At 38.9% G+C, this 7195-nt stretch carries 5 protein-coding genes; 2 read left to right on the top strand and 3 right to left on the bottom strand.

Annotated elements, in window-relative coordinates; genetic code table 11:
• Both ACTF6W_RS02510 and ACTF6W_RS02505 read left to right on the top strand, forming a co-directional pair.
• A partial coding sequence (locus ACTF6W_RS02510) for a Na+/H+ antiporter NhaC family protein (protein ID WP_438992960.1) occupies positions 1-771 on the top strand: 771 nt, incomplete at its 5' end.
• 9 nt (positions 772-780) lie between these two features.
• A complete protein-coding gene (locus ACTF6W_RS02505; RefSeq protein ID WP_438992959.1) occupies positions 781-1995 on the top strand; it encodes a Zn-dependent hydrolase in 1215 nt (404 codons plus the stop codon).
• A gap of 4 nt (positions 1996-1999) precedes the next feature.
• On the opposite strand, the gene ACTF6W_RS02500 is transcribed toward ACTF6W_RS02505, so the two are convergent.
• The 3 genes from ACTF6W_RS02500 to ACTF6W_RS02490 form a co-directional block, all read right to left on the bottom strand.
• Positions 2000-3364 (bottom strand): tetratricopeptide repeat protein, encoded by a 1365-nt coding sequence (locus ACTF6W_RS02500; RefSeq protein WP_438992958.1) that lies wholly within the window; start codon positions 3362-3364, stop codon positions 2000-2002.
• Between the two features lie 326 nt (positions 3365-3690).
• Positions 3691-5301 carry a gamma-glutamyltransferase family protein gene (locus ACTF6W_RS02495; protein WP_438992957.1) on the bottom strand — a complete coding sequence of 537 codons (1611 nt, stop codon included), beginning with the start codon at positions 5299-5301 and terminating at the stop codon, positions 3691-3693.
• A 12-nt stretch (positions 5302-5313) separates the two neighbouring features.
• On the bottom strand, positions 5314-6966 hold the full coding sequence (locus ACTF6W_RS02490) for an amidohydrolase (protein WP_438992956.1): 1653 nt from the start codon (positions 6964-6966) through the stop codon (positions 5314-5316).
• Positions 6967-7195 lie beyond the last annotated feature (229 nt).

Below are 7195 nucleotides of genomic sequence, written 5' to 3'. Positions count from 1 at the left end.
GAAGATCCAAAATTAATCACGGTTCTGCTACCTTTAGGATTAATGTTATGCACAATGGCGATTTACATTGGCTATTTTGCCGTCACTGATGGTGTTAAAAGTGTTCATGTACGCTCGGGTATCACTCTCGCTTACATCTTTGCATCAATGGGGTGTGCTTATTTAATGAAAAAAAATGGCAATATTACCTATAATGAAAGCCTCAATACATTTGTCGCAGGGATGCAGAAAATGGTTTTCATTTGTATTGTATTGCTTCTTGCTTGGACATTAAGTTCCATATGTAGCGAAATGAAAACGGGGGCTTATCTTGCGAGCTTAATAGGGGACCGAATTCAACCTAGCTTTTTACCACTTATTGTCTTCTTCCTTGGCGCAATGATGTCATTTGCAACAGGTTCATCATATGGCACATTTGCGATACTTATGGTTATTGTAGTTCCAATGGCTCACGAAATGGGCGCTCCTATGATATTAAGTATTGCTGCTATTTTAAGCGGTGGATTATTTGGTGATCATACATCACCTATATCTGACACTACGGTACTAGCATCCATGGGTGCTGATTGTCCACATATTGACCATGTATCAACACAGTTTGCCTATGCGGCGACCAACGGTGCGATGACGATGCTTGCCTTCATAGTAGCAGGGTTTTACCCGTCACCTTATATCGTGTTTGGGATTTTATTGGTTCAATTTATTGTCATAAGAACGGTGATGAAACTGTTTGGCCATGATGCCCACGGCACACAACTAAAGACATCTTAAGGTTCTAATTTGAAGATTAATTTTGATAGATTAAATGACCGACTTCAGAAACTCTCTGAGGTTGGGCGTACATCTGAGGGTGGCGCAAGAAGGCTTGCGCTAACGGACGAAGATAAAGCCGGACGTGATCTGGTTCGTGGTTGGATGGAAGAATTAAATTTAGAAGTATCCATTGATAAAATTGGTAATATTTTTGGAACTTTAATAGGCGAAAACCGCTACACTCCCATAATGATGGGGTCACACATTGATACTGTTGGAAATGGCGGCCATCTTGATGGTTGTCTAGGGGTTCTTGCGGGTTTAGAGGTCATTGAGACATATATTGATCATAAAATAGTGCCAAAAAATGATATATGTGTAGCGATTTTTACCAACGAGGAAGGCGCGAGATTTCAACCCGATATGATGGGATCACTAGTTCATGCAGGTGGAATGGCATTAAGAGCTGCCTATGAATCAACTTCAGCCGATGGAAAAAAGTTAAAAGATGAACTTAAAAGAATAGGATATTTAGGCGCTTTAGAATGTGGGGTTATAAAACCAAAAGCATTTATCGAATTACATATTGAGCAGGGGCCGATTTTAGAAAAAGAGCACGTTAAAATTGGTGCGGTAGAAAATGTGCAAGGTATTTCCTGGACGTCTCTTACGATTAAAGGTCAAGCCAACCATGCGGGCACGACACCCATGAATATGCGCATTGATGCTGGATATGCAGCGAGTATGTTAGCCGTAAAGGTGCGAGAAATTACAAAGGAAATCGGTGGTGTTCAAGTTGGTACTGTTGGCGTGATAACTCCAAAGCCAAATTTAATCAATGTCGTCCCATCTGAAGTAAAAATGACGGTTGATTTAAGAAATGTTGATGAAGAAAAATTAAAAAAATCAGAACATTTATTTAAGGTAGCCATCAAAGAAATTTGTGACCAAGAAGGGGTGATCATTGAGACAGAAGAATTGGCAAGATTTGAACCGGTAAAATTCGACCAAGACCTTGTAGAAATTGTCATGAATACTGCTAAGGAAATGAACTTATCAGTAAAGAAGATGAATTCAGGTGCAGGACATGATGCACAAATGATGGCTCGGATATGTCCGGCGGCCATGATTTTTGTACCATCAAAAGATGGCATTAGCCATAATCCGAAAGAGCACACTGACGTCAGTGATTTGAAAGCTGGAGCAGAGGTTCTTTTTAATGTTATTAAGAAATTAGAATAACCATTTAAGGTTCACCACAGGCAAAATCATTGTCATCAATTTCATAACAAAAAACAGGAAAACTATTATTTTTCCAGTAGGTAAATAATCCGATGTTTTTGATAAATTCTCTATATGATTTTTCTTTAAAGAATGATCGAGCAATAGGGTTATAAATTCGAGACAAAACGAACCCTTTATTAACCGGCGTTTTTGTAAAATCAGCGATGAAAAGTTCACTATCTTGTATCATATATAAACCAAATGTGTTTTCGCGCTGTTCTTCAATGTCATTTAATAATAATTGTCGCGCTTGATAATTAGAAGATTGCATTGAATAAGCATCAATATAAGTGTTAATTTTCTGAATAAGTTCTTCTGAAGCAGATTGATCATAAATACTTGAAAATTTGATCATCTCTTTTCGCGCGCGATCTGTATTATTATTCCATATGGCAACGAGTGCACGATCCAGTCGACCCGCTTCAAATCCCATTTCATCAATCGCTTTATCCATGTGAATTATGGCTTGATCAATATCTTTCAGGGAATGCCGCGCCAGACCTAAACCGCTGTGGTATATTGGCACATTTGGTGAAATACTAATCGCATTTTCAATGGCATCGATTGCTCTATCATGATTTCCTAATGCTAAGTAATGAAGGCCGCGCCAGAACCAAGCTGTTGCATTATTTGAATTGAGTTCAGTTGCATGCAGGATTGCCGCTTCTGATTCTTGGAATTCGAGTTTGTTTAAATGAATAAACCCTTTTACCGCCCACGCTTGGGAGAGTGTCGGTTTTAAGCTAATCGCTTTATTTGCTGAATCAGTTGCCGTCGGGCTTACTTTATCAAAAAAATATTTTTTATCAAAATAACTCGGTAAGATGATTAAACTAGTGGCAAGGTCTGCCCAAGCTTCGGCAAAATTTGGGTCAATTTCTACGGCCTGTTCTAAGAAACTGATGGCCCGTTCAATATTATTGATATTTGCATTTAAGTCGCCAATTCCACGATTTAAAAATAATTGATGCCCTTGTAAGTAAAGCGTATAGGCGTCCATATTGCGGGTTGGAACATTGCTTATGCGATTGTTGCCTATTAACTCAAGCTCTAATGCTGTAAGGATTTGTTGACTGATGTCATCTTGAATTGAAAAGATATTTGTTAATTCTCGGTCGTAATTTTCCGACCAAAGTTGACGATCATTTCTCGTATCTATCAACTGAGCGGTAATTCTAATGCGATCATTGGAGCGTCTTACAGATCCTTCAACGATATAGTTGATATTTAAGCGCTCTGCTATTTCAGGAATAGATAACTGTTGCCCTTTTAATGAAAAGGCGGTGGTTCTGGATGTTACATTTAATTGATCAATTGAGGCGAGCATATTGAGAACCTCTTCTGAGATACCATCGCCAAAATATTCTTGGTTTTCTCAGAACTTAAATCAACAAAGGGCATTACTGCTATTGAATAATCATTACCAGAATTGATTGTTGCGGGTACAGAATTGTTTTTTTGATTATAAAGCAGCAATCCAACAATAAATATCAATCCAGCAATAATGATATAACTAGTAACAGGCTTATTTAAATGTGACGTGATGCGATTTTTCTGTTCAATTCGTGTTTCTATTTTATTACCCCTGTAAAAAATTCGGAGAATACCTCAAAAAGAATAGTCAATGGTGGCTTAGTTATATTTAACTAAATTTTATTTCCAGGCTGCTTTAGATATGCCGTCCCTGCGTGGGTCGGCGGTACCTGTCCATACACCTTTTTCTTTTGCTAAAGCATGAACTCCACCGAAATAGGGATCATACTGCCCATTTGAGACACCGTAATTTGGTCTTTTTAATTCATAACCATAACGACTTAATTCAGATAACAGTTCATTTGAAATAGTCGGTCCTTCTATATAGGCTTTATTGTCTGGAACAACATGAACCCTGAAAGCAGCTACTGCCTTGGCGATGTTTTCTTCTACATCAATCCAATAGCTAGTGACTTGCGCAACAGCCGAGATTATTCGTGCGCTAGCAGGGCTTCCTAAAACGACGACAGGTTCGTCATTTTTTTTCACAATAGTCGCGCTCATCGAACTTAAGGGCATCTCATTTTCTTTTAAGACATAAGGAGAGCCATCATCTTCAAGACGGAACGATTGCATATAGTTATTATAAAGAAAACCATATTCCGGATGTACGGTTTTTGAGCCGAAATAACTATCAATACTCTGTGTCACTGCAATGGCATTACCGTCTCCATCAACAACTGAAAAATGGGTAGTTTCTCCACCAATGCCATTTTTGTATTTATTAAGTAATCGTGTTGCCTCTTCTTCTGATATTTTAGTTTTAATTTCATTGCCATAATCATAAAAGCCGGAAACCGGATTATTTGTGCGTTCACCGTGTCCCAAACGCATGGCATTTAAAAGCTCAATACGTCTTTTCCAATTGTCTTCATCTATATCAGCGGTATCAGATTGTTCTAATATTTTTAGAATTTGTAACATGATCCAACCACCATAGGGAGGGGGAAGGGAGTGTATTTCATATCCTTTATAATCGGTTTGGATGGTTGGAATGATTTTTGGATCGGGAAAGTTTGCGAGATCATCATATGTAATCCAACCACCATTCTCTGACATGTCTTTTGCAATATTCTTTGCCATTTCGCCGCGATAAAATTCTTCGGCGCCCAGTTCGGCTATGCGTTTAAGGGTTTTAGCCATCTTAGGTTGTTTAAAAATTTCGCCTATTAGGTATGGGGACCCATTTTCTTTTAGAAAAATATCTGCGGCTTCTTTTTGAATATTAAAGGCGGATCTGTAATTATTTGAAGCTAGATATCTGAAATTTCCAATTAGAATGCCATTTTCATAAAGATCTATCGCTGGTTCTAATAATTCATTCCATGAAAACTGTCCGCTTCCGTAATTTTTATGTGTGAATGATAACACTTTTAAATTAGATGGAATTGTTGATGCTGTTCTGCCTTGTGTTAAATGTTTTCTGGATACCACATCAGGAATATTTGCAGGCGAGAGGGTCGTGCCATGAATAACAAAGGGTTCACCTTCTTTTGGTTGAACCAACATAACGGTTTGTCCAAAAATTCCTGACCCCGCAGGCTCACTAGCCCCTAAGGCTAAGGATACTGAAATTGCTGCATCAAATGCATTACCACCATTTTCAAGAATTTTTATACCTGCTTCAGTGGCTTCTGGACTGGCGCTACTGACATATCCTGCAAACTCTTTTCCATGAACATTAGTCATGCAAAATACAAAAAAAATAAAAATACCTATTATTCTATTCATTATCTTTGTCCTTTAATCGGCTCGATATTTTATATCACCATTGATTATGGTCATTAATACTTTTGTATCTTTGATATCGGCTGGATCAATTTCAAAGATATTATCACTTATAATCACAAGATCAGCTAGCTTTCCAGCTTCGATGGTACCCAAATCATTTTCCTGATTACCAATCCAGGCATTGTTCATTGTATATGCTTTGACGGCTTGCTCTACGGTGACTTTTTCTTCTGGTATCCAGCCCGTGGGGTTATTGCCATCAGCAGTATGTCTAGTCGTTGCAACATAGATACCAAGCAGTGGACGCATGGGTGAGACAAACCAATCTGATCCGAATGACACATTAACGCCGGCATCCATTAAAGATTTAAAGGAATAAATCTCAGAAAGTCTTTCTTTTCCAATTCGGCCTTCTGCGAAGCGACCATCATCATAAACATGATAAGGATGAGCCGCCGCGGTAACATTAAGCTCTTTAAATCTTTCTAATGCGTGTTTTTTTAAATGTTGTGCATGCTCAATTCGTGGACGGTTATCTTTGGCGCCAATTTCATCAATTATCCTGAGCACTTCATCATTTGCTTTGTCGCCAATTGCGTGAATAGCAAGTTGGAAACCATAGTCATGGGATTCTTGCAGCATGGTTTTTAATTCATCCATGGGACGAATGGGAAAACCGCTGTTATCAGGTTCGTCGCTAAAGGGTTCATAAAACCATGCCGTTCCGCTACCAAGCGCACCGTCAGCCATGGCTTTTACACCACCAAACCTTAGCCAGTTATCGCCTTTTCCTTCTGTGTTAATCATATTAGCAAGTTCATGACGTTTTGAAATATGGGTATAATAATTAACACGAATTTTAAGGCGCTCTTGTTCTTTCGCTCTATTAAAAATTGGAAGATTATCCCAAACACCCATATCAATGCTGTGAACTTGTGTGACCCCATTTTCAAGTGCTTCTTTGATACCTGTGTCAAATATGACATCAATTCTATCATCGCTCGGCGCTGGATAAATTCTTGAAACAAGGTACATTGCCGTATCGATCAAGGTTCCTGTTGGTTCACCATCTGCATCACGAACGATCACACCGCCTTCGGGATCGAGTGTATCTTTTGTTACACCCGCCAGTTCCAGCGCTTTTGAATTTACAAAACCGATATGCCCATCAGTACGGTAAAGGAAAATTGGATTGTCTCCTGTACCTTCATCAATCCAGTCTTTATGGGGCAGGGTTCCGCCCCATTTTTCATGATCCCAAATGCCACCAAGCATCCATTCGCCATTTGGCATGGTCTTGGCATAATCCATGATGATATTAGCAAATTGTTGTTCAGTGGTTGCATCAATCGTTTGAACACTGGCGAGTGAACTTGAGCCATCCATAAAATGCACGTGGTTATCAATAAAGCCGGGAAGGATCATATTGCCTTCTGCATCGATTACTTGTGCAGCGTTATATTGCGATGTTAGGCCCTCATCGCCGACTGCAATAATACGGTCATTATCTATGACAATAGTGTTCGCCCATGGCTGCTCATCAACTCCGGTCCAAACCACTGCATTGGTAAGTATTTTACTGGCTTCTTGTTTTACCTCTGGTTCTGCACAAGAACTTAAAAACAATGCTCCGATGATGACAGCAATTTGCGATAAATATTTCATTTTATTTTCCCTATATACTTTTTGACATCTTGCATTTAGGGAAGACATTTATCAAGTCATAAGTTTACTCATGACTGTATCCCGTCAAACCAAGTTGGACTAATTAAGGGTATTTTATAAGAGAGTGTTTTTGTTTCATCGTAATGACGAAGGAACGAAGATGACACGTAAACACTCTAACAAATCAAATAGAACTGGAAGCGCGGAGAAGACGGTTAAAGATATACGC

The organism is Pseudemcibacter sp. (assembly GCF_965661635.1).
In the GTDB taxonomy this organism is placed as follows: domain Bacteria; phylum Pseudomonadota; class Alphaproteobacteria; order Sphingomonadales; family Emcibacteraceae; genus Pseudemcibacter.
This window is presented reverse-complemented; position numbering and strand designations above follow the sequence as displayed.